A 24,116-nucleotide genomic window follows, 5' to 3' on the forward strand; every position below is an offset into this window, starting at 1 on the left:
TCTCAACCGAACTGGAGATATCATGGCATATTTAACTTCAAAAGAGGTTCGAGCGCGCCTCAATGGATGCTCAGCAGCAACAATTTGGCGCTATCAACAGCAAAAACAAAGGTTATTTGCAAAACCAATGCCCGCGCCTGCAAAAAAAGGGGCTGGTTCCATGAGTTTATGGGATGAAGATACGTTTAATGAATGGGAAGAAAAATACTTTAAAAATAATAAAGAAAGTCTGGCTAATTAGCCAGACTTTTCAATTTATCCCACCATAATTGATATGCTCTAGTTTGGGGTTCCAAATAATCATATAAATCATAGGTTCCTTGCTCCCCTGGCATTGCGTGCCCAACCATAAGTTCAGCAACATCACGAGATGTAAAAGCACTAAAGTTCGTACGGGCTGTACGACGCAAATCATGTATCGACCAATGTGGCATATTGATATTATAGTTTCTACGAGCATACTGCATAATGTTATAAGGTAAGCTTCCTGGACTCTTGAGGCTCATCATTTCAGTCGTCCCGTCATTCACAAACATGAATTTTGAATCATTCAAGGACATGGCCAGTTCAATCAATGGTGCTATTTCTGGAATAATAGGTCGTATCAAAGGGAGCCCTGTATTTTTACCAGTCTTATGCAGCTCTGGCGGAACAGTCCAAATCAATTTTTTCAAGTCAAAATAAGTCTTCTCAGATGTCCTTAACTCTCCATTACGACAACCAAAAAACAAGCATAATTTTATAAAAAGTGCATTCTTCACAGTCATTCTGGATACATCACAAATGCGCCAAGTTAGCGTTACTTCATCATCCGTTAAAATTCGTGTCCCTCGACGCTTCTTGATTCCTAAATCATTTTTCCCAGAAATATGCCGAATAGGGTTATTTTCTATAAGTGTCCGTTTGATGCCCCACTCTAGACATTGCTTCGTATTAACCAAAATACGTTCAGTAATAGATTCTGACTTCTTAAAATGGGCTTCCAATAGCTCCAACCAAGCATGTAGAGTGATCGAATCCACAGGTAAATCACCAAGTACAGGAAATACATACAGCTCAAATGTTCTATAAATTTCTTTAGCCTGTGTTTTTTCTCTTAAGCAATACTTTTCATGCCACATTTCATATAGTTCTTCAAACGTAACAGCTTCAGCAATTTTGACTTTTTCCACTTTTTTGTGAATCCGAGGATCATAGCCTTGCTCCAATACAGCCTTCATTTTTAATAATTCAGCTCTAGCATCTTTTAGACTTATTAATGGATAACTGCCAATATCTAAACGTGCTTGCTTTCCCTTATAACGGAATCGCATTTGAAATGTAATTTTGCCTTTAGGTGAAACTCGAACACTTAATCCCTCTTGATCTGATTCGATAAGTGTTTCAGCACGTTCTTTTCCTAAGTTTTTCTTAAGCCATGTATCTGTAAGAGCCATAAGTGGTCCTGTGTACAATTTTTACTAAACAAGTTTTGACTATAAATCCTGTACACTAAAATGTACACAAACCAAGTGACTCAACTTGAATAATGATGAAATGGGTTGAATAGATCCACTCAACCAATATAGAGAAAAATTTATTAAATTTATAAACCTACATTAACCATGTAAAGTAAGTTGAATCAAGATGAAAAGGGGTGAATTAGACTCAAGCATTTGGGTGGGAAATGATGGCAAATGTGCGGCGTTGAGCAACCTGTGCCGCTAACTCATCTTTAAAACTCATGAAATACACCTACTGCGGAGATTGCAGTGCCAAAGATCTAAAGTCGATCAAAATAAAAATTGGCGTAATTGTAGCAGATTTATAGAAGTGTTTAATGATTGTTGATATGCCATCAGTCACTCATAAGATTTTTGAACATTTTTTGAGAATACAACTTCGTTCATTAGAGATTTTACAATCAAAAAAGCCCATCCGATTGTGGATGGGCTTTTTTAGGACTTAGCAGAATATCTTATGCCAGTTTCTTTTCTTCAATAAATTGCACATCGGCAATTTGTACATTCCAGAACTCATTCCATAAAGCACAATAATCAATACATAGCTTGGTTAAGCCTTCATAATCATCTTTTGTAATTGCTTGCGCCAAGGTAAACCAAAGGTCATCCTGATGGTCATCATCAGCGGCCTCAGACGTTTCATCAGTAGATACACCATGCACATGGTAATATCCGCCACCTTCAACATCGATATTCACAAATTTGGTCGCTTGACGTAATGGAGGGCTAAACAGAATAACCTCTTCTTCGGCAACTGCTAACAATGCAACTACATTGATATAACTATCATAAGAAGATTCTAAGAATGAACGAACCTGATCTGCGGCTTGTGAAGGTTTATAATTACGGCGATCATCTTCCGTTAGACCATAATCATTAAGTAAATCTTCATACAATGGATAATGAGCATATTCAGGATTCCCCAAATAATAATCATCTTTACCTAATCCCGGTCTAAAACCGAATTCATCAAGTACATTTAAACTTAATAATACCCGTGGAAACATTTTAGCTCCAGAATGGAGTTTTGGTTCCAGTTGTTTTGTTTGGAACTGCGCTTGTAATAAAGCATCAGTAAAAATCTGTACAATTGCATGACGATATTCTAAATGAATATGAGTTAAAGTATCCTTATCTAGATAACCATGATTTAACATTTCAATTGCAGGATGTTTACAAACTGGTAATTCTGCAATTTTATTTCTTAACTGTTTGAGAAAATTTAAATTTTCGTCCCATTGTTTTGCAGGAATACTATTTCTCATCCCCTGCAATGCTTTTTCTCGTGGATTATTAAAATCTTCAAATTTTTTTGACATAATCATTCTCAATAAAAAGTTTTTTCTTATAGTTAAGTGGGGTATTCCCTTATTTCAATTTGCATTCAATTGCTAAAATAAAATCCATATACCCATCCTTAACAACCTGATATTATGTCTATTAACTCAACAAATCAATGGATTAATTAATAATATTTAAAAAAGTAAATTATTGCCAACCAAATATATAAAATATTATTTTTTAAGATTAACCAAACTATTGAATAAATATAGTTTTTTAAATATTATAAAATAAGTTTTATTTAAGCTTTAACACTTACAATAGCAAAGTTAATCAAAAATATTCGCGACGGTGAACACGATGACAAAAAGAGAAAATATTATAACAACAGCAACATCCCTTTTTAACCAGAAAAGCTATACATCTGTTGGTGTTGATAGGATTATTGCTGAGTCCAATGTGGCAAAAATGACTTTTTATAAGTACTTTTCTTCTAAAGAAAACTTAATTGAAGAGTGCCTTCATGAAAGAAATTTAGAAATTCAATCTTCAATATCAGAAAAAATTAATAATATTAACAACCCTTTAATTAGACTTAAAACCATTTTCAACTGGTATATCGACTGGATTAATGCAGATGATTTCAATGGTTGTTTATTTAAAAAAGCCACCATTGAAGTTCTACAATTGTACCCGTCTATTAAAGATCAGGTTAATAAATATCGAGAATGGATTTACAAATTAGTTTTCTCAACATGTGTAGAATTAGAAATCAAAGATGCCCATACACTTACCAGTCTTTTCCTTAATATTATTGATGGCATCATTATTGATGGCACAATAAATAAATCAAAAATTAATTCTGAACAAACATGGTCTTATATAACAAAGCTTATTAATTTTGAAGAAACTCAAGCGTGCTCCGCCGCTTAATATATCAATTTAATAGTTTTAGGTGTTTTGTAGAAGAATTAAAATATCATTAAAAAAATGAGTAGAGCATGAATTACAGCTCTACTGATAAAATCTATCTAAATTATTGTCACACCCCTATAAAAGCAAAGCCCCTGCTATTTTAAATACAGGAGCCACTCTCATTTTCTTTATTTTAATTTTATAATTTATATCAATTTAAGGCGTTAAAATAAGAGTTTTATTAAGAATAACTAAACCTTTAACAATTATAACTATGCACATTTATATATTATTAATCCACCATAATATTCCGTAAGAAATACTCCAATAACGCATCTCTATCATCCACACTGTTTTCACCTAAAAGCTGAACCATAGCCCCGTCCACCACAAATAAAAACATGTGTGCATCTTCTTTTGAGGCCTCTGAGTTCTTTGTTAAAAGCAGTCTATAAATCTCGCTAATGAGCCAGTTTCTGTACTCAACCACTACTTGATAGGCCTTTGGGTAAAGCTTTTCAATTTCAAAAATAGCTTTAAATAGCAGATGATAAAGGCTTTCTAAATCTGCATGTAAGAAGTAAATTTTGCGGAGTTTTTCAATTACGGTTAAGCCTTTCTGAACATAGATGATTGAAAGCACCTCTTGTTTTAAACCATCCTTTTGAAAGGTTAAGCTCATTTCAATGAGCCTTTCTTTTGAGTGAAAGTAATTATAAAAGGTAGCTTTGGGGAGTTTTGCTGCTTCAATAATTCGGTCCACCCCGACTTTGTGAAAACCATAATTATTAAAGAGATATCTTGCAGAATGAAGCACGCTTAAAGCACGAAATGGAAGATCTAAATGTTGCATAGTTTTACCGTTATAAAAATAAGTTCTTGTTGTGTCTCAATGAGATAAAACTGCCTAGGCTTTTGTTTTAAGCAAAAAAAGGCATGCAAAGGCCCTCTAAAGACTGCCTCAGCGCATCTCAAGTTTTATTGTTGATATGATTTTTTGGTCGTGACGAGCTAATGCTTGAAAACCCAAAGGTCATCAAACCGCGCTATAGACTAGTCTGGAGGTATAAAAATAGAATGCATAGCCAACTCCTTTATATGGGGAGTTCTGCCAAAGCATTAATCAAGAATTATGGTGGCAGAACGAAAGAGGGTTGACAGACTGGTACGACGCCAGCACACCCGAGGGTGTCCCTCTCCCGTCCTACCGCTACGGGAGGAGACGAGGAGCTTACACACAGAACTATCCCTCAGACGGAATAACTCTGATGCGGTCGTATGTGGTCTGTCAAAACCACCTGGCAATGTAGGCCAGCTTGCAAAGGATAATCTGAGAGTTTACAGGTGTCAATGTAGCTTTTATGACAAGATTTTAAATTTCTTATTGTTTTTCATTAGATTAAATTAATTATTATTTTAAATATTATATACAATCAAATAGTTTTAATTAAAAATTTATTGAGAAATCAGTCATCAGTCTTTTAAAAAATTGGAGTAGCCTAATCTATCTATTAATACTAAGCAAAATGAGCGCCTTGAGACTCAATGAGCTGATCAACCTGAACTGGCATCCCCAATAAATAACCTTGGAATTGCTGACAGCCTAAACGGGTTAAAATCTCAACCTGCTGCTGAGTTTCCACGCCTTCTGCCGTTACGGTTAAACCTAACTTTTTCGCTAAATGAATAATACTTTCTAGAATAACTTCTTCTTTTGAACCCGGTTTTAAATCAACAATAAAGCCACGGTCAATTTTCAATTCATCTACAGGTAAGTCTTTTAAATATAAGAAGCTCGAATGCCCTGTTCCAAAATCATCAATGGCAACACGAATTCCCATGTCACGTAACCGCTCACAAGCTCGGATACTCAAGTCTATATGCCGCATTGCAGTTGATTCAGTAATCTCAACAATTAAGTGATGAGGTTGAATTTGATATTTTTTTAATAATGCTTCGAGTGTACTAAATAACTTTTTATTTTCAAATTGTAGTGCCGATAAGTTCACAGCAACTGGATAAAATGGTGTGTTACTGCGCTCCCACTCCTGAATTTGCAGGCAAGCTTGCTCAAGCGCCCAATATCCCATTGGAATGATCAAACCAGTTTTTTCCGCACCTTCAATGAACATATGCGGAGTAAGTATTCCTAAGGCTGGGTGATTCCAACGGATTAATGCCTCAACTCCACAAACTTCAAGATTGGTATTAAATTTTGGTTGGTAATATAAGATGAACTGTTTTTCTTCTACGGCTTTATAAAGATCATTGATCAGTTTCGACTGACTTCTCGTTTCTTGCTGATGGGTTGAATAACTAAAGATGGTATACGTATTTCGGCCTTGTTCTTTAGACATGAGCATGGCGGCATCAGCGTTCATGAGTAAGTCCTGAACATTCTGTCCATGCTCAGGAAAGAGTGCCACACCCAAACTTGCAGAAATATTAATTTCCTTGCCAGAAATTTGATAGCTTTCCTGAATCAGTTGTAAAACTTTCTCAGCCAAAACAACTGCTTCGTCTGCATTTGTATTTTCTGCAATAAGCAAAAACTCATCACCACCAATTCTAAGCAGCTTACATTTTTCATTGAGTTGCCAATGCAAACGGTTCGCCATTTGAATGAGTAATTGATCACCGATATGATGCCCAAAAGCATCGTTAACCGATTTAAATCGGTCTAAATCAATATATAGAAAAGCAATTTTCTGGTCTTTATAGCGATGATCTGAAAGTAATACTTCTGCATAATCAACCAAGTAAAGACGGTTTGGTAGTTTAGTTAAATTATCTTGTATAGAAAGATTAGCTAATTCTTTATTTGCCTTACGCAACTCTAAATTTTGTTGAGTGAGGCGCTGTTCCAACATCGCAACAATAAAACTTGCGACCAGTACCAAACATGTAACCAAGATAATCGTAAATAATAATAGGTCATGTTCAGCCTGATATTGGCTAATAAATTTATCAGTAATATTCGTCGCAATGAGCGCTGTATAGTGCATTCCCATAATACTTAAGGTCATCATTACCGAAAATGCGATTTTCAAAGTTAGACGATGACGTTCGGTATCTTTTAATTTATAGGCTAATAAAAATGCCAGCCCTGAACCGCTCATCGCAATTAATACAGAAAATAATAGCAAGAAAGAGGTGTAATCTTTTTTGTAGATATTAATATTCCAGCCCAACATACTAATGTAATATGAAGCTGAAATTCCGATTCCCATAATAATAGAGCTTAAAATGAGCCGGAATAAAGGTAGCGTAAAACGTGAAGTCAACCACATGGCGATGCACGATAGCAAAGCACTAATGGCAAATGAAACGGTAATTAAAGGAATATTCGAGTTGACTGTTTCAAACAGATGATAAGCTTGTATACCAATAATATGAACAATGCTAATTGCTGATGCCAGCAATAATCCATTGATAAATAAAATTAAAAACTCAAATTTTTTATAGATTTGCTTGAATATTAATTGTTCCATGGAAATTACAAGAAAGCAAATGATGCCAGCTGCAATAAAAGAGCCGACGATCAATGTGCTATCGTAATCAACATGACCCATAGTGGACTTCCATGATTATTCAATACTTTTTTTTATTTTGTTCAACTCATTGCCCAAAATACAATTAAACATGTTAAAGAAATTTTAGTAAATTTGACTTATTCAGTCAGTTATAAACAATAACATTATCTATCTTTTGGTCAAGTATTTTTTACTTTATAAATCAATAGAGTAACCAAAAATTAAGCAGCCAATTATATGAAAAATATAGAATTTCTTTAATCTAGTTGAGTTGTCTCAATGGCTCTTTTCATATTCAAACAAAAATAGTATAAAAAAAGAACCCTGCTTAGCGCAGGGTTCTTTTGAAGCTTTAGAAAAAGAAAATTAGTTCTTTTCTTTGTCTACGATTTTGTTTGCTTGAATCCATGGCATCATTGAACGTAACTTATTACCAGTTACTTCAATACCATGTGCAGCATTTTGACGACGACGAGCAGTCATAGATGGGTAGTTTAATGCACCCTCTTGAATGAACATCTTCGCGTATTCGCCAGATTGAATACGTTTCAATGCATTACGCATTGCTTCACGAGACTGTTCGTTAATTACTTCAGTACCAGTTACATATTCGCCATACTCAGCATTGTTAGATACTGAGTAGTTCATGTCAGCGATACCGCCTTCGAACATCAAGTCAACGATCAATTTAAGTTCGTGTAAACATTCGAAGTAAGCCATTTCTGGTGCATAACCAGCTTCAACTAAAGTTTCGAAGCCCATTTTCACGAGTTCAACCGCACCACCACAAAGAACGGCTTGCTCACCGAATAAGTCAGTTTCAGTTTCTTCACGGAATGAAGTTTCGATAATACCAGTACGGCCGCCACCTACACCTGAAGCATAAGAAAGAGCAACGTTACGAGCATTACCAGAAGCATCTTGGTGAATTGCGATTAAGTCAGGAACACCTGAACCACGTTGGTATTCTGAACGAACTGTGTGACCAGGTGCTTTCGGAGCAACCATGATTACGTCTAAGTCTTTACGTGGAACAACTTGGTTATAAAGAATTGAGAAACCATGAGCAAATGCTAAAGTTGCGCCTTCTTTGATGTTTGGCTCAATCACGTCACGGTAAAGTTGTGATTGGAATTCATCTGGAGTCAAAATCATTACGAGGTCAGCTTGCTTAACAGCAGCAGGAACTTCTGCAACTTTAAGACCAGCATTTTCAGCTTTCTTCCAAGAAGCTGAATCTGCGCGTAAACCTACAGTTACGTCTACGCCTGAGTCTTTAAGGTTAAGTGCATGAGCATGACCTTGAGAGCCGTAACCAACAATCGCTACTTTCTTGCCTTGGATGATTGATAAGTCACAGTCTTTATCGTAAAAAATTTGCATTTGTGTTCTCCGCTAAAATACTTTTAAAAAATTAAATGGCTAATACTTTTTCGCCACGGGCGATACCAGATACACCTGAACGAACGACTTCTAGAATAGTGTTTTCTGCAAGCGCATCGATAAAACCATCTAATTTTTCAGTTGTCCCTGCTATTTGAATGGTATAGGTAGTTGGTGTCACGTCTACAATTTGCGCACGGAAAATATCCGCTGTTCGCTTAATTTCAGCACGTGAAGCACCTAACGCTTTTACTTTAATCAACATCAGTTCACGCTCAATGTGCGAACCTTCTGATAAATCTACTACTTTTACAACTTCAACAAGTTTGTTGAGCTGCTTTGTAATCTGTTCAATCTTATGGTCATCGCCATAAGTAGTTAACGTCAGACGTGATAAAGTTGGGTCTTCGGTTGGAGCTACATTCAACGTTTCAATGTTGTAGTTACGTTGACTGAACAAACCCACCAAACGAGAAAGCGCACCAGCTTCGTTTTCAACGAGTACAGAAATAATATGTCTCATTATGTACGCTCCCCTTTACCTAACCACATATCCTTCATTGACTGACCTGCGATCAGCATTGGATAAACATGTTCTGTACGATCAACCATGACATTAATGAATACACATTTATCATTAATTGCCATTGCTTCAGCAAGCTTCGACTCTAGTTCATCAGCATGATCAATTTGGATACCAACATGACCATATGCTTCCATTAACTTGCCAAAATCAGGTAATGATTCAACATATGAGCTTGAGTGACGGCCTTCATAGTTCATATCTTGCCATTGTTTAACCATACCTAAAGCACGGTTATTCAAGCACAAGATCTTCACATTCATACCGTATTGCTTACAAGTTGAAAGCTCCTGAATACACATCTGAATTGAAGCTTCACCGGTAATACAAACTACCTGTTGATCTGGGAAAGCCAACTTGGCTGCCATTGCATAAGGTAAACCTACGCCCATGGTGCCTAATCCGCCTGAGTTAATCCATTGACGTGGACGTTTGTACTTGTAATACAACGCACCAAACATTTGGTGTTGACCCACATCTGAAGTAATGATGGCATCACCATTGGTCGCTTTATATAAAGCTTCAACAACTTGCTGTGGCTTCATTGTGCCATCAGCCAGTGTTTCATACTTCAAGCCATGAACTTTACGCCATTCATTAATTTGATCCCACCATGCAGCAATTGCTTCAGGGTTAGGCTTAGACACATTCAATTGTTTCAATTGCGTCAACATTTCCTGAAGTACAGGCTCAACTGCCCCTACAATCGGAATGTGCGCCATGATCGTTTTTGAAATGCTCGCCGGATCAATATCAATATGAATAACTTTGGCATTCACACAGAATTTTGCAGGGTTATTGGTTACTCGGTCATCAAAACGTGCACCAATTGCAAGAATGACGTCAGCATTATGCATCGCCATGTTTGCTTCATAAGTACCGTGCATACCCAACATGCCCACAAACTGTGGATCATCGCCAGGGAAGCCACCAAGACCCATAAGTGTATTTGTCACTGGGTAGCCCAACAAATGAGCCAACTCAGTCAATAATGCAGAAGCATTACCTTGAACAACACCACCACCAGTATAGATTACAGGGCGTTTAGCACTTAAAAGCTCATCAATCGCTTTGCGAATTTGACCAGAATGACCACGTGAAGGTGGCTGATAAGAACGCATCTTCACTTTTTCAGGATATTCGTACGCAAATTTTTCTGCAGGATTTGTCGCATCTTTTGGAATATCGACTACAACTGGACCAGGACGGCCACTTGATGCAATATAAAATGCTTTTTTGATAATTGCAGGAATTTCACTTGCGTGACGAACTTGGAAGCTGTGTTTCACGATAGGACGTGAAATACCCACCATATCAGTTTCTTGGAAAGCGTCTTCACCAATAAGATGTGATGCAACCTGGCCAGACAAAATCACCATTGGGATTGAGTCCATATAAGCTGTTGCAATTGGAGTCACAGTATTAGTTGCGCCAGGTCCAGAAGTGACCAGTACTACGCCAGTCTTACCTGTCGCACGCGAGTAAGCATCTGCCATATGACCAGCAGCTTGTTCATGACGTACGAGGTAATGATTAATTTTGTCTTGTTGAAATAGCGCATCATAAATATGTAATACAGCGCCGCCTGGATAACCAAAAACATGTTCAACGCCTTCGTCCGCAAGAGCACGAACGAGCATTTCACCACCAGATAAAAGTTCCAACGTGATTCACCCTAAAATCTTTATCACTATTTATGGAAGGCACAAATAGTGTTTCATTCATTGAATTGTCTGCACTGTTATAGCACACATATTGTCTAGTTTTCGTTGCAATAGAAAAATTTCTGTTTTTCAGCCGTATAAGCTTTTTTAACATTAATAAAGCATGTCTGGATATACATACTTTAAGTAAAATCAATCTCTCGGCTAGAGAGAATGTCTATTACAAAACATGACGGTTATTCGAAGGGTGATCAAATAATCGCATATAAAACTAAAGGAAGCATTTTTGTTGTTTAATTCACTAAAGTCAAGATTAAAGAAACACTTTTCTATGATTATTTTTTAACTGACTATTTTTTCATCTTATTTGATTTTTCCACTTTTCTTTTTTCATTACATCCCTGCTTTTTTCAGGTTTATTCCTGTTTAATTTTTAGCGGAAAATAAATCCATCCCGAAACTGCATTTTTGTCGATTTTGCGCTATGCTGTGCAACAATCTTTAATATCAATTTTTGTTGTATAGCTTACGTCTATGACTATTTCTCACATTGACCCCGAATATCAAGCAAACACGATTGAACCATCAGTTCAACAAGATTGGGAAAATCGTAAAGTCTTTAAAGTTGCCGACACTGTCGAAGGTAAACATCGCTACATCCTGTCAATGTTTCCTTACCCAAGCGGCAAGCTGCATATGGGGCATGTGCGTAACTATACAATTGGCGATGTAATTAGCCGTTTTTACCGTTTAAAAGGTGAAACTGTGCTACAACCTATGGGTTGGGATGCATTCGGTTTACCTGCTGAAAACGCAGCAATTGCCCATAAAGTTGCTCCGGCAAAATGGACATTTGAAAACATCGCTTACATGCGTGACCAATTAAAAAAATTGGGTCTATCTGTAGACTGGGATCGCGAGTTCGCAACTTGTACACCAGAGTATTATCACTGGGAACAATGGTTATTTGTTCAGCTTTATAAAAAAGGCCTGATCTACCGTAAACTTTCAACAGTAAACTGGGATCCAGTTGACCAAACAGTTTTGGCAAACGAACAAGTTGAAAATGGTCGTGGCTGGCGCTCAGGTGCATTGGTTGAAAAACGTGACATTCCAATGTACTACTTCCGTATTACGGATTATGCACAAGAATTATTAGACGATCTTGACACCCTACAAGACGGCTGGCCTCAACAAGTGTTGACCATGCAACGTAACTGGATTGGTCGCTCTACTGGCATGGAAATTACGTTCCCATCTGCCAATACTGAAATTTATGCTGACGGTTTAACTGTTTATACAACTCGTGCCGACACGCTTATGGGTGTGACTTATGTTGCCGTTGCAGCAGAACACCCGCTTGCGCTTAAAGCTGCTGAAACTAACCCTGAATTGGCTGCATTTATTGAAGAATGCCGCATGGGTTCAGTTGCAGAAGCGGACTTGGCGACAGCTGAGAAAAAAGGCATGGCAACAGGCTTGTTTGTAAAACATCCTGTAACTGGTGAAGAGCTTCCTGTTTGGATTGCAAACTACGTATTAATGTCTTATGGCTCTGGCGCTGTTATGGCTGTGCCTGCACATGACGAACGTGATTTTGAATTTGCTAACAAGTTTAATTTATCAATCAAGCAAGTGATTGATGCTAAAGGCGCTGACGATGCAGACTACTCTGCAACCCAGTGGCAAGAATGGTACGGTTCTAAAGAAGGTAAACTTGTTAACTCTGGAGAGTTTGACGGTTTAGAATTCCAAGCTGCTTTTGATGCATTCCTTGCAAAATTAGAACCACAAAATTTAGCAAATTCTAAAGTTCAATTCCGTTTACGTGACTGGGGTGTATCTCGTCAACGTTACTGGGGTTGTCCAATTCCAATGATTAACTGTGATACTTGTGGTCAAGTTACAGTGCCTGAAGATCAACTGCCTGTTGTATTACCAACAGACGTTGTACCAGATGGTTCAGGCAACCCGCTTAATAAAATGCCTGAATTCTATGAAACTAAATGTCCTTGTTGTGGCGGCGATGCACGTCGTGAAACAGATACTTTAGATACTTTCGTAGAGTCATCTTGGTACTATGCACGTTATGCTTCTCCAGACTTCACTGGTGGTATGGTTAAACCTGAAGCAGCTCAAAACTGGCTTCCTGTGAACCAATACATTGGTGGTGTTGAGCACGCAATTCTTCACTTACTTTATGCACGTTTCTTCCACAAATTAATGCGTGACGAAGGCGTTGTACAAGGTAATGAACCATTTACCAACTTGTTAACTCAAGGCATGGTGCTTGCAGACACGTTCTACCGTGAAGCAGAAAATGGTAAGAAAACTTGGTTTAACCCAGCTGATATTGAGTTAGAGCGCGATGAAAAAGGTCGTATTCTTTCTGCAAAATATTCAGGTGATGGTCAAGAAGTTGTCATCGGCGGACAAGAAAAAATGTCTAAGTCGAAAAACAACGGTATCGACCCGCAAGCGATTATTGATCAATACGGTGCAGATACTGCTCGTGTATTCATGATGTTTGCTGCACCACCAGATCAATCTTTAGAATGGTCTGATGCAGGTGTTGAAGGTGCAAACCGTTTCTTGAAACGTGTATGGCGTCTTGTAGCAGGCTTCCTTGAAAAAGGAAACTCAACTTCTACAATCGATACTGCAAACTTGTCTAAAGATGCTCAAGATTTACGTCGTAAAACACACGAAACCATTCAAAAGGTAAGTGATGATATTGAACGTCGTCATGCATTCAATACTGCTATTGCAGCTTTAATGGAGTTGTTAAACGCAAGCAACAAGTTTGAAGCAAAAGATGACAACGACATTGCTGTAGAACGTGAAGCGATCACTACACTTTTAACTTTGCTCGAACCATTTGCACCACATTTAAGCCAAACTTTATTGGCTCAATTTGGTACAGATGTTACAGCAGCAACGTTCCCTGAAGTGGATGCTTCTGCGTTAACACGTAATACGCAAACGATTGTTGTACAGGTTAACGGTAAACTTCGCGGTAAACTTGAAGTTTCTGTTGATATTTCTAAAGAAGATCTATTAGCTCAAGCTAAAGCTCTACCAGAAGTTCAACAATTCTTAACCGGACCAACAAAAAAAGAAATTGTGGTTCCAAATAAACTAGTTAACCTCGTGGTTTAATTAAAGTTATTAATGAGAGGATCAAGCATGCACTTAGCCAAACGTTTAGCCGCTGTTGTTTTAACCTTAGGCCTTAGTGCAGGCTTAGTTGGGTGTGGATTTCATTTAAAAGGAACCAACCCGACTGCGACTCCGCTTGTTTATAAAAAGTTAAGCCTTGAGTTACCAGCTAAAACTGATGATTTGGAAACGCAGTTAAAAGTGTATTTGGCTGCCAATGGTGTTCAATTCAGTAATGATAGTGATGCCTATGTACTCCGTGTTTTGGAATACACACCACGTCGTCAGCTTTTAAATGGAAAACTGACAGAAGTATTATTACGCCTAACCGTAACCTTCCAGATTGAAGATCGTCAGGGTAATAAAATTACTGAACCACGCTCATTAACTGCATCTCGTAGTTATCAATATGACTTGGCAACAGTCAACACTGAAAATCAGCAAGAAACTTACTTACAACATATTGTGATTGATGATATTGCACAACAAATCACTCGTCAGATTTCAGCAAATCGTTTGCCAAAAGCTCAGCCTTAATCTGTATTTTTGCCTGCAATGAAAATTGACTATTTACAAGCCTTAAAACGTACTCCGGAAGCTCGGGGTGCGTGGATTTTGCATGGGCAAGAGCCCTTATTAGAACAAAATTTATTAGATGCCTTTCGCAAAAGCTGGCAACAACAAGAAGTTGAAAGACAGCGCTATGATATTAGTAGCGTGAGCGACTGGAAAAATGTCTTTAATGCACTTAATAGCTTATCTTTATTTTCTCAGCAGCTCGCTATTGAAGTACACGGCAATATAAAACCTGATGCGAATGGCTTAAAACAACTCAAAAGCTATATACAACATAATGAACATAACCTGCTATTAATTGTTTTACCCAAACAAGATAGTAGCAGCTTAAAATCTGCTTTTTTCCAAGTTGTTGAAGCAAATGGGGTTGTAGTTGCATTAACGGCAAATTACCCTCAAGATCGCCAACGTATTTTAAACGTAGAAGCAGAAAAGCTTGAGATCCAGCTCGACAATGATGCTTGGCAGTGGCTAATGCAACATCATGAGCACAATTTGCTTGCAGCTAAAAATAGCTTGATGCGTGTAAGAGATACATTTCCAGACCAACAACTCATTCAAATTGAACAATTATATGCGTGCCTACAAGATCAATCACGCTATACCACCTATGATTTAAGTGATGCATTATTAGAAGGCAACCTTGGCCAATCTATTAAGATTTTTCAATATTTAATTGCAGCAGGCGAACCAGACAGTCTGATTTTATGGACTTTAAGTAAAGAAATGCGCTTGTTGATGCAATTGTTTGAGCAACCTCATAATGCCTTGCAGCTTGGTATATGGAAAACTAAGGTTGGTTTATATCAACAAGCCTTAAGAAGACTAAATCCACAACAGTTTTTAGGCTGGTCTACCCTTCTATTGCAAATTGATGCAGCAATTAAAGGAATGTCGAACGAAAATGCAGAACATTTAATGCAGCAGGCGATTGCTGAATTATGTGGGAAAACACTATTTATACAATAATTCGGCTGAATCATTTTTCTTCATTCCTGAAATATCATAAAAATTCACGTTTTATCCTCATTTCGCTTTTATACTAAATTAAATTTTAAACTTTTCGACCTCTCGCCATGCCAAAAATAAAGCCAATCAAACTTGTTATTATCATCGTCTGTATAGTCATTATTGCTGTATTAGCTTGGAAGTTTTTCAAGCCAAAACAACAGCAACCACAATATATTACTGCCGAGGTAACGCGCGGGGATATTGAAAATAATGTACTTGCAACGGGTACACTTGATGCAACCAAACTGATTAGTGTCGGTGCGCAGGTATCTGGTCAGGTTAAAAAGATGTATGTACAACTGGGCGATCAGGTTAAGCAAGGTCAACTTATTGCGCAAATTGATTCAACCACACAAGAAAATAGTTTAAAAACCTCTGATGCGAATATTAAAAATTTAGAAGCACAGCGCCTTCAACAAGTTGCTTCTTTGAATGAAAAGCAACTTGAGTACCGCCGTCAGCAACAAATGTATGCGCAAGATGCAACACCACGCGCAGATCTAGAATCGGCTGAAGCAAGCTATAAAACAGCTCAAGCACAAATCAAAGCATTAGATGCGCAAATCGAATCTGCAAAAGTGACTAGATCTACGGCGCAAACCAATATTGGTTATACACGTATTCTTGCTCCAACTGATGGTACGGTTGTCGCAATTGTGACTGAAGAAGGTCAAACGGTAAACGCAAACCAAAGTGCGCCAACAATTGTCAAAATTGCAAAACTACAAAATATGACGATTAAGGCTCAAGTCAGTGAAGCTGACATTATGAAAGTTGAGAAAGGCCAACAGGTTTACTTCACTACCTTAGGCGAAGACACTAAGCGTTACGCAACCTTACGTCAAATTGAACCTGCTCCTGATTCAATTTCTAGCGAATCAACGAATACCACTAGTTCAACTACAAGCTCAGCCGTTTACTATAATGCCCTATTCGATGTGCCAAATACCGATGGTAAATTGCGTATTGATATGACTGCACAAGTTTATATTGTTTTAAACTCAGCTAAAAATGCCCTGCTCGTTCCTTCATCAGCACTTAGCTCTAAACAATTTTCAGGTCAAAGAAAATCAGGTCAGTCATCTGATAAAGCAAGCTCTACACCTGAAGCTGCTAAAAAATCTCAAGGAAATGGAGCTCGTTTAGAACGTCTTAACCTGACTGCTGAGCAAAAACAGTTAATTGAGCAAGGCAAGTTAACTTTAAGTGTTGTACGCATATTACAAGCCGATGGCTCAACTAAACCAACTCAAATTTTGGTTGGCATCAACAACCGTGTAAATGCGCAAGTTCTTGCGGGCTTAAAACAAGGTGATCAAGTTGTCATTGCCGATAGTGCAGATACTTCTGCTGCATCAGCAAATAGTAGTAATAACCGTCGCCGTAGTGGCCCAATGGGAATGTAAGCATGACAAAACAAGCTTTGCTTGAAGTCAGCAATCTGGTCCGGGAATTCCCTGCTGGCGAAAGCACAATACAAATTTTAAAAGGGATTGACCTTACCATTTATGAAGGTGAACTGGTTGCCATTGTCGGCCAGTCTGGTTCGGGTAAGTCAACGCTCATGAACATTTTGGGCTGCTTAGACCGCCCTACCAGTGGTAGTTACAAAGTTAGTGGGCAAGAGACTGGTAAGTTAGAGCCAGATCAGCTCGCTCGACTACGTCGTGAATATTTTGGTTTTATTTTCCAGCGCTACCATTTACTGGGTGACTTATCTGCTGAAGGTAACGTCGAAGTTCCAGCTGTTTATGCAGGTGTTACGCCTTCTGAGCGTAAACAACGCGCAACAGCTCTACTTACCGAATTAGGGTTAGGCACTAAAACACTTAATAGACCAAGTCAGCTTTCTGGTGGTCAGCAACAACGTGTTTCTATTGCTCGTGCCCTCATGAATGGTGGTGACGTTATCCTTGCGGATGAACCAACAGGAGCACTCGACTCACATAGTGGTGTTGAAGTTATGCGTATTTTGCGTGAACTCAATGCTGCTGGTCACACTATTATTCTGGTGACACACGATATGCAAGTTGCAAAAAATGCGACTCGTATTATCGAGATTAGTGACGGAGAAATTATTAGTGACCGTCCTAATGTTCCAGATCAAGCAGCCGAACCAATCAAGTCTGATCCTGATGCCGCTCCTGCTTTACAAGGTAAACAGAAGAAAGGCAAAAGTATTTCTGCATGGCGTTCAACTTTAGACCGTTTATCTGAAGCCTTCCAAATGGCTTTACTGTCTATGAATGCCCATCGCATGCGTACTTTTTTAACCATGCTTGGCATCATTATTGGTATTGCATCTGTTGTTACCGTGGTCGCTCTAGGTAAAGGGTCTCAACAGCAAATTTTAAGCAATATTAGTAGTCTGGGAACCAATACGATTACGGTGTTTCAGGGCCGTGGTTTTGGTGACAACTCCAAAACTGCAAGCTTTAAGACCTTGGTTCCTGCCGATGCCGATGCGTTAATGACTCAACCTTATGTTAGTGCAGTCAGTCCGATGGTCAGTACATCCAAGACTATGCGCTATCAACAGAATGAAGCAAACGCCACCATTAATGGTGTGAGTAATGATTATTTCGATGTAAAAGGTTTGGTCTTTAAAGATGGGCAAACTTTTGATCAACGTAGTGTGCGTGATCGCTCACAAGATGTGGTGATTGATACCAATACCCAAAAACAATTTTTTGGCGATGGTAGCAATCCAATTGGCCAAGTAGTACTACTCGGTAGTGTACCAGCGCGCATCATTGGGGTTGTAGAACCACAAACTAGCGGCATGGGTTCAGATGACACCTTAAACGTGTATATGCCTTATACAACTGTAATGAGCCGTATGCTAGGTCAGTCCAATGTCCGCAATATTGTGGTTCGTATTAATGACAAATATTCAACTACAGCCGCAGAAAATGCGATTGTAAACTTATTAACCCAGCGCCATGGTGCACAAGATATTTTCACTATGAACAGTGACAGTATCCGTCAAACCATTGAGAAAACAACCAGCACGATGACCCTTCTGGTTTCAGCAATTGCCGTAATTTCATTGGTCGTTGGTGGTATCGGGGTTATGAATATTATGCTGGTTTCTGTGACTGAACGTACTCAGGAAATTGGTGTACGTATGGCTGTTGGTGCACGTCAAAGTGATATTTTGCAGCAATTTCTTATTGAAGCAATTTTAGTCTGTTTAATTGGTGGTGTACTCGGTGTCTTACTGTCACTTGGCCTTGGACAACTCATTAATAAATTTGCTGGCGGTAACTTTAGCGTGGCTTATTCAAGCACTTCTATTATTGCAGCATTTGTGTGTTCAACACTGATTGGTGTCGTTTTTGGTTTCTTACCAGCCAAGAATGCCGCAAAACTCGACCCAGTTGCCGCACTATCACGAGAATAAGGAAAATTGCATGTCTTTCTCTATGACTAAACTCAGCACAGCACTTCTCCTCACAAGCTCTCTTGTTGGATGTGCTGCTGTGGTAAAAACACCTTACGAAACACCTGCGGTACAAGTTCCGGGTAGTTTTCAGTATGACGCCACAAAAGCAAAAACCATGTCTGCCGATCAATATTCTGACCGTTGGTGGACACTTTTTGGTGATGCACAGCTTAATCAGCTCGTAAGCAATGTATTAGAACGTAACAGTGACTTAGCTGTCGCAGGCATTACCTTAAAACAAGCACGTTTACAAGCTGACCTAACCGCAAATAAGCAGGGCTTACGGACTAGCTCTAGTGTTTCAACTGGACATTCTTTTGATTTGAACTCAGGAGATGACAGCGCTAAAGGTCTATCAATGAGTGCGGGCGTAAGCTATGAAGTTGATTTGTTTGGTAAGCTTGCACGCCAAACTGAAGCAAGTAAATGGGAAGCTTTAGCGACTGAACAAGACCTACAAGCCACTGGACAAAGTTTAATTGCAACCACGGCTAAATTGTATTGGCAACTTGGTTATTTAAATGAACGTTATGCGACTGCTCAGCAGAGTCTGGCGACCTCACAAAAGCTATATCAACTAGTACAGATTCAGTATAAAGCTGGTGCTGTTTCAGGTGTAGATCTTACTCAAGCAGAACAATCTGTACAAAGCCAAAAAGCAAGCCTAAGCCAGATTGAGCAACAACTGGTTGAAACACGTACTGCCATTGCAGTGCTCTTACATGAACCATTGCAACAGTTAAACATTCAAGAGCCCAAACGTTTGCCACGCAATGCACTACCAGCAATTGGTGCAGGCTTACCTGCCGATATTTTATCGCGCCGTCCCGATTTACAAGCCTCTGAGCTTCGTTTGAAAAAGGCGCTCGCGACTAAAGATGCTACTAAGGCGAGCTACTATCCATCGATTAGTTTAACCAGTAGTTTGGGCTCAAGCAGTACATCATTGACAGAACTGTTACGTAATCCTGCCCTAACTTTAGGTGCAAGTTTAAGCTTACCGTTTTTGCAATATAACGATATGAAGAAAGATATTGCGATTAGCAATCTGGATTATGAAAAAGCGATTATTCAATATCGCCAGACGCTTTATCAGGCTTTTGCTGATGTCGAGAATGCTTTATCAAGTCGTACAGAACTCGACAAACAAGTAGCGTTACAAGAACGTAATGTTGAACTTGCAGAAAAAACTGAACGTTTAACTGAAGTCCGTTATCGTTATGGTGCTGTCGCATTAAAAACACTTCTTGATGCTCAGCAAACGACACGTACTGCACGCTTAAGCCTTGTTGAAACTAAACAAAGCCAATACAACGCTTATGTCACCCTCATGCAAGCTTTAGGTGGTTCACCTGTAAAAGAACTTCCTCAATAACTTGCGTCCAGTAAAAAAGCCGTAGTCCTTCAACTACGGCTTTTTTTATGTCTGAATAAATTTTAAAACTTATTCATCATCCATCATAGATTGGCTCATACCTACTGTATTGAAACCAGCATCTACATATAGAATTTCACCAGTAATACCTGAAGCCCATGGTGAGCAAAGGAAAAGCGCTGCATTACCCACTTCGTCAATGGTTACGTTGCGTTTTAATGGTGCAACTTTTTCATTAGCATCTAACATTTTACGGAAAGATTTAATACCAGAAGCAGCCAATGTACGAATTGGACCCGCAGAAATCGCGTTTACACGAATACCATCAACACCTAAGCTTGATGCTAAGTAACGAACACCCGCTTCTAAAGAAGCTTTTGCCATACCCATTACGTTGTAGTTAGGCATAACGCGCTCAGAACCTTGGTAAGTCAAAGTCAATAAACAACCTTGGCGAGCTTGTAGTAATGGTTTTGCAGCACGTGCCATCGCAATAAAGCTGTATGCACTGATGTCATGAGCAACTTTAAAACCGTCACGGTCAGTCACGTCAGTAAAATCACCATCAAGTGTATGTGCAGGAGCAAAGCCGATAGAGTGAACTACGCCATCTAGACCATCCCAATGTTTTGCAAGTTCTGCAAATGCATTGTCAATTTCGCTATCAACTGCAACATCACATGGGAACACAAGCTTAGAACCGAATTGCTCAGCAAATTCATCCACACGTTTTTTTAATTTTTCGTTTGGATAAGTAAACGCAAGCTCTGCACCTTCACGGTGTAATGCTTGGGCAATACCAAAAGCAATTGATAATTTACTAGCAACGCCTGCAATCAAAAAGCGTTTACCTGCTAAAAGTCCTTGTGTCATGCCGATCTCACTCAAAACAATTTAAAGCATAATGCCAATATTCAACGGTTTTCGAAATTGCATAATGCATCTTTTTTCAAAAATCGCACGAAAAAAAATCGCCCCTCATGAGGAGCGACTTCTAAATGAATATAATTTTAGTCGTCAGATAACAAACCAATCAAACGTAAAAAAGAGATATACATCCAAACTAAAGTTGAGAGTAATGCAATTCCACATAACCACTCCATAAATTTTGGAGCACGGTAAGCTGCGTTGGTTTCAATTAAATCGAAATCTAAAATCAGGTTAAGTGACGCAATCACAGCAATAAATGCAGCAAAGCCAATTCCTAACCAGTTACTTTCAAAAATATAAGGAATGCTTGAACCAAAGGCTAAGCGCATGATCATCTGCACGATAAACACAAGAAAAATAGCCAGAGATGCAGATATCACAACTGACTTAAATTTTTCTGTTGCACGTACAATCTGAAATTTATATAGACCAAACATCACCAATGTTGTCACGAACGTGGCAAGTAATGCTTGTAAAGGCACACCTGGGTACTTCATTTGAAAAGTAAAAGAAATACCGCCTAAAAATGCACCTTCAAATAAGGCATATGGAATTGCTAAGGTTGGCGCAGTTGTCGGTTTAAATGTGGCAATCAAAGCTAAAACCAGGCCACCAATTGCACCAACAATAGCACCCGCATAGGCAATACCAACATTTGCAGTAAAAGCTGCGTAGAAAAATAAAGCAATGCCCACAGCCGCTGCAATGACCGTCAACATAACAGATTTTTGAATCGCACCTTGCACAGTCATTGGTTGACTATAGTCACTGACCGTTTCAACACGTGTCAGTATCGGGTTATTACTTTGCATAAATGCTCTCTTTTTATAATAAAAATTTAAAACATCATTTTAAGCAAAATGAATATGAAAGCCAAATCAGGCTCTCGGCATTATTGTAACAATGTCCTTTAAGCAATAAAAAAAGGGGCAGCAGCCCCCTTTCATATTACGTATACAACGTAATCAATCTTTACCATCAGTATTCATAATAAAGAAGTATTCACGGTAATATTTCAATTCAGAAATTGAGTCACGAATATCATCCATAGCTAAGTGCGATGCATTCTTTTTCAGACCGCTCATAATTTCAGGGCGCCAGCGTTTTGAAAGTTCTTTTACCGTAGATACATCAAGATTACGATAATGGAAATATTGCTCTAGCTCAGGCATAAGGCGATGTAAGAAGCGGCGATCCTGACAAATCGAGTTACCGCACATTGGTGAAACTTTTGGGTTGACCCATTTTTTTAGGAATTCTAAAGTCTGTAGCTCAGCATCACGAGCTGTCAATTTGCTACGACGAACTCGTTCAACCAATCCAGATTGTCCATGTTGGCGGGTATTCCACTCATCCATTGCATTTAAAATACGATCAGGTTGATGGACAGCCAAGACCGGACCTTCGGCAAGTACATTTAAATTATCATCTGTAATAATTGTTGCGATTTCAATAATTTGGTCATTATCGGTATCTAAACCGGTCATTTCCAGATCAATCCAAATTAATCGTGTATTTAAAGTACTGCTCATGTATGTACGTTCTAAAATGCCGTAAAAACATCAATAGTAGCAAATTTCTTGCATCTGCGCTGTAATTCTATAGCCGCTTCATGCTATTTTTGCCATCTTCAAACAGTGGTTTTTTTGGGATATGAATGGCTTTAATTCGTAAGCGTCGTTTAACTGAACAGCAGCAACGTCGTATTGAAAAACAGCACAAAACTCGCCAAGAAGAGGCCGATACTTCACAAGATCTGGACGGACTCGTTGTACAACATTATGGCCGCCAACTCGAAGTACAGGCACTCTCTGTACCTGAGCATCACCCAGAAAAACCTCAAGTTGCCGAAGGAGAGCCAGAACCATTCTGGAAACCTATCGAGCTCAAAAGCGTATGGCGCTGTCACACTAGAACTAACCTTGAGTTACTTGTGACTGGTGACCGAGTTAAATGGCAAGCAGACCCGAACACAGGTTTAGGCATTATTACTGCCATTCATCCACGCAACTCGTTACTTACCCGTCCAGACCGTTATCACAAGGTTAAACCAGTTGCAGCAAATATCAGTTTGATTGTAATAGTATTTTCTCCCCTTCCTGAGCCAGCTCCGACATTAATCGACCGTTATTTAGTTGCTTGCGCAGACGCTAATATTCCTGCGCTTTTAGTCTTAAATAAATCAGATTTACTCACTGAAAATGACCCAATTCTCACGCTATTAGAAGAATATAAAACTTTGGGTTATGAGGTGATGATTTGTCAGTCTAAAAAGGGAGATATCTCTGCTTTATCTGAACGTTTAGATGGCGAAACGGTAGCTTTCGTTGGTCAATCGGGTGTAGGGAAAAGTTCTTTAATTAACGTATTAATTCCAGATGCAGAGCAAAAAACAAATATTATTTCTGAAAACTCTGCACTCGGTCAGCACACAACAACCTCTACACGTTTAATGAATTTCGGTAAAAATGGCGCGTTAATCGACTCACCAGGAATTCGTGAATTTGGGCTTTGGCATCTTGATTTAGAAAAAATTCGTATGGGCTTTCCAGAAATTGAAGCACATTTGGGTTCTTGCCAATTCCGTAATTGCACCCATACTCATGAAAAGAACTGTGGGTTAAAACACGCAGTAGAATCTGGTGAAATTTTACCACGGCGCCTAGATAGCTTTTTGCGTTTAAATGATGAGATTCAAGAAGCACAGCAAAAAAACTAATTTTCTGTCCGCTTTGCACTTGAAGTGGTGATTTTGATCA

At 38.7% G+C, this 24,116-nt stretch carries 19 protein-coding genes and 1 pseudogene; 9 read left to right on the top strand and 11 right to left on the bottom strand.

The window, feature by feature from the left end:
* Window positions 1–22: 22 nt before the first annotated feature.
* Entirely contained in the window at window positions 23–241 is a 219-nt protein-coding gene (locus RMB13_RS19230; RefSeq protein WP_311086101.1) for a hypothetical protein, read from the top strand.
* On the opposite strand, the gene RMB13_RS19235 is transcribed toward RMB13_RS19230, so the two are convergent.
* From RMB13_RS19235 to RMB13_RS19240, 3 genes and pseudogenes are all read right to left on the bottom strand, one after another.
* Window positions 234–1,436, bottom strand: a complete 1,203-nt coding sequence (locus RMB13_RS19235) for an integrase family protein (protein WP_311086102.1) — start codon at window positions 1,434–1,436, stop codon at window positions 234–236. The two genes, RMB13_RS19230 and RMB13_RS19235, sit on opposite strands and share 8 nt — an antisense overlap.
* Before the next feature lie 214 nt (window positions 1,437–1,650).
* A pseudogene (locus RMB13_RS21880) lies at window positions 1,651–1,725 on the bottom strand (hypothetical protein); the annotation flags it as partial.
* 232 nt (window positions 1,726–1,957) lie between these two features.
* Complete coding sequence (locus RMB13_RS19240) at window positions 1,958–2,821, bottom strand: hypothetical protein (RefSeq protein ID WP_270903928.1); 864 nt, start codon at window positions 2,819–2,821, stop codon at window positions 1,958–1,960.
* A 322-nt stretch (window positions 2,822–3,143) separates the two neighbouring features.
* Here RMB13_RS19240 and RMB13_RS19245 point away from each other — a divergent pair, with 322 nt between their 5' ends.
* Window positions 3,144–3,716 (top strand): TetR/AcrR family transcriptional regulator, encoded by a 573-nt coding sequence (locus RMB13_RS19245; protein ID WP_056482823.1) that lies wholly within the window; start codon window positions 3,144–3,146, stop codon window positions 3,714–3,716.
* A 274-nt stretch (window positions 3,717–3,990) separates the two neighbouring features.
* Here RMB13_RS19245 and RMB13_RS19250 read toward each other — a convergent pair whose 3' ends face one another.
* From RMB13_RS19250 to RMB13_RS19270, 5 genes are all read right to left on the bottom strand, one after another.
* Window positions 3,991–4,551: a TetR/AcrR family transcriptional regulator gene (locus RMB13_RS19250; RefSeq protein ID WP_311086103.1), complete on the bottom strand. Its 561-nt coding sequence runs from the start codon at window positions 4,549–4,551 to the stop codon at window positions 3,991–3,993.
* A gap of 664 nt (window positions 4,552–5,215) precedes the next feature.
* The gene (locus RMB13_RS19255; protein WP_080026294.1) at window positions 5,216–7,270 is read right to left on the bottom strand and encodes a GGDEF domain-containing phosphodiesterase; all 2,055 of its coding nucleotides are present in this window, start codon (window positions 7,268–7,270) and stop codon (window positions 5,216–5,218) included.
* Between the two features lie 327 nt (window positions 7,271–7,597).
* Window positions 7,598–8,614, bottom strand: a complete 1,017-nt coding sequence (ilvC, locus tag RMB13_RS19260) for a ketol-acid reductoisomerase (protein ID WP_004641176.1) — start codon at window positions 8,612–8,614, stop codon at window positions 7,598–7,600.
* A gap of 31 nt (window positions 8,615–8,645) precedes the next feature.
* Complete coding sequence (gene ilvN, locus RMB13_RS19265; RefSeq protein WP_001215920.1) at window positions 8,646–9,137, bottom strand: acetolactate synthase small subunit; 492 nt, start codon at window positions 9,135–9,137, stop codon at window positions 8,646–8,648.
* Window positions 9,137–10,861 carry an acetolactate synthase 3 large subunit gene (locus RMB13_RS19270; RefSeq protein ID WP_003654952.1) on the bottom strand — a complete coding sequence of 575 codons (1,725 nt, stop codon included), beginning with the start codon at window positions 10,859–10,861 and terminating at the stop codon, window positions 9,137–9,139. The genes ilvN and RMB13_RS19270 overlap by 1 nt, the downstream gene beginning before the upstream one ends.
* 534 nt (window positions 10,862–11,395) lie before the next feature.
* On the opposite strand from RMB13_RS19270, the gene leuS reads away from it, so the two are divergent.
* From leuS to RMB13_RS19300, 6 genes are all read left to right on the top strand, one after another.
* Window positions 11,396–14,020 (top strand): leucine--tRNA ligase, encoded by a 2,625-nt coding sequence (leuS, locus tag RMB13_RS19275; RefSeq protein ID WP_199990074.1) that lies wholly within the window; start codon window positions 11,396–11,398, stop codon window positions 14,018–14,020.
* A gap of 27 nt (window positions 14,021–14,047) precedes the next feature.
* Window positions 14,048–14,557 carry an LPS assembly lipoprotein LptE gene (lptE, locus tag RMB13_RS19280; protein WP_092707358.1) on the top strand — a complete coding sequence of 170 codons (510 nt, stop codon included), beginning with the start codon at window positions 14,048–14,050 and terminating at the stop codon, window positions 14,555–14,557.
* Between the two features lie 18 nt (window positions 14,558–14,575).
* Window positions 14,576–15,565 (top strand): DNA polymerase III subunit delta, encoded by a 990-nt coding sequence (gene holA / locus RMB13_RS19285; protein WP_311086104.1) that lies wholly within the window; start codon window positions 14,576–14,578, stop codon window positions 15,563–15,565.
* A 107-nt stretch (window positions 15,566–15,672) separates the two neighbouring features.
* Entirely contained in the window at window positions 15,673–17,013 is a 1,341-nt protein-coding gene (locus tag RMB13_RS19290) for a MacA family efflux pump subunit (RefSeq protein ID WP_311086105.1), read from the top strand.
* Between the two features lie 2 nt (window positions 17,014–17,015).
* Window positions 17,016–19,010, top strand: coding sequence for a MacB family efflux pump subunit (locus tag RMB13_RS19295; RefSeq protein WP_017391269.1), 1,995 nt, complete (start codon window positions 17,016–17,018; stop codon window positions 19,008–19,010).
* Window positions 19,011–19,032: 22 nt separating this feature from the next.
* On the top strand, window positions 19,033–20,427 hold the full coding sequence (locus RMB13_RS19300) for an efflux transporter outer membrane subunit (protein WP_080592999.1): 1,395 nt from the start codon (window positions 19,033–19,035) through the stop codon (window positions 20,425–20,427).
* 69 nt (window positions 20,428–20,496) lie between these two features.
* Here the strand turns inward: RMB13_RS19300 and RMB13_RS19305 are convergent, their stop codons facing one another.
* The 3 genes from RMB13_RS19305 to orn all read right to left on the bottom strand — a co-directional run bounded on the left by RMB13_RS19305 (window position 20,497) and on the right by orn (window position 22,889).
* Window positions 20,497–21,300, bottom strand: coding sequence for an enoyl-ACP reductase (locus tag RMB13_RS19305; protein ID WP_003654938.1), 804 nt, complete (start codon window positions 21,298–21,300; stop codon window positions 20,497–20,499).
* Between the two features lie 137 nt (window positions 21,301–21,437).
* Entirely contained in the window at window positions 21,438–22,169 is a 732-nt protein-coding gene (locus RMB13_RS19310) for a Bax inhibitor-1/YccA family protein (RefSeq protein WP_003654934.1), read from the bottom strand.
* 153 nt (window positions 22,170–22,322) lie between these two features.
* Window positions 22,323–22,889, bottom strand: a complete 567-nt coding sequence (gene orn, locus RMB13_RS19315) for an oligoribonuclease (RefSeq protein WP_003654932.1) — start codon at window positions 22,887–22,889, stop codon at window positions 22,323–22,325.
* A 125-nt stretch (window positions 22,890–23,014) separates the two neighbouring features.
* Here orn and rsgA point away from each other — a divergent pair, with 125 nt between their 5' ends.
* Window positions 23,015–24,076, top strand: coding sequence for a small ribosomal subunit biogenesis GTPase RsgA (gene rsgA, locus RMB13_RS19320; protein WP_004641160.1), 1,062 nt, complete (start codon window positions 23,015–23,017; stop codon window positions 24,074–24,076).
* Window positions 24,077–24,116 lie beyond the last annotated feature (40 nt).

The sequence above is a fragment of the Acinetobacter sp. V102_4 genome (assembly GCF_031799005.1).
Lineage (GTDB): Bacteria > Pseudomonadota > Gammaproteobacteria > Pseudomonadales > Moraxellaceae > Acinetobacter > Acinetobacter calcoaceticus.